The organism is Oleiphilus sp. HI0128, assembly GCF_001635365.1.
This window is the reverse complement of sequence record NZ_LWGG01000767.1, coordinates 1-837: the sequence shown is the minus strand read 5'-3', so window position 1 is coordinate 837 and position 837 is coordinate 1. Positions and strand designations below refer to the sequence as shown.

The 837-nt window shown below is 44.2% G+C and carries 1 protein-coding gene; it reads left to right on the top strand.

Annotated features, from left to right (window positions below; genetic code table 11):
• Positions 1–277: 277 nt before the first annotated feature.
• Positions 278–837 (top strand): tetratricopeptide repeat protein (locus A3763_RS10735; RefSeq protein ID WP_068760011.1); only part of this gene is annotated, 560 nt, incomplete at its 3' end.

The following is an 837-nucleotide window of genomic DNA, read 5'->3' as shown; positions in this document are numbered from 1 at the left end:
GGAGCTGGAAAATGATACGTTGGTAGTCAAACGACTAAAAGGTGAGGGTGGGCAAAAGCTGGTTAGTTTTGCAGAGCTCTTAACAGAAGTGAATTCTGCATTTAGTTAAAGCTTGGGAGTTGCCGGGAATTTGGCTGTATTGCCAAAAAGTAAGCAACACTAGCTGTTTTTAATGCTGCGAACTCGACCGAGTCGGTTATAATGCAGCGCAATACAATGATAACGAAGGTGCCCTGTAAGGGTGCCAAGACAAAAACAAGGTAGACAGGAGCAAGACGTGGACAACCTTTCAACAGAAGATGAACAACTGGCGGCATTGAAAAAGTGGTGGAGCGATAACGGTAATTCACTATTGATGGGTATTGGTGCAGCGCTGGTTATTGTGTTTGGCTGGAAGGCTTACCAGAACAATGTGATTCAGGAAAAAACAGCAGCGTCTTTGCAGTATCAACAATTGGTAACAGTCGCTACGCAAAACGATTTTGATAGTGAAGACGAAGCGGAAACAGTCAGCTACTTGGCAGAGCAACTGAAAGATGAGTTTGAGGGCACTGAATACGCTTTGTATGCTGCGATGTTTATGGCAAAAGACCTGGTAGAAGACAAAAACTACGAAGGTGCAGCAGAGCAGCTAAATTGGGTTTTATCAAAAACAGAAGATGTTCGTCTTCAACATATTGTCACCGCTCGTTTAGCTCGTATTTTATCTGCGCAAGAAAAGCATGACGATGCTTTGGCCTTGCTTAAGCCAAGTGAAGAGGCGTTTAAAGCGAGCTACCTTGAAATAGAGGGTGACATTAAAAAGCGACAAGGTGATATCCCTGGCGCTATCGAGGC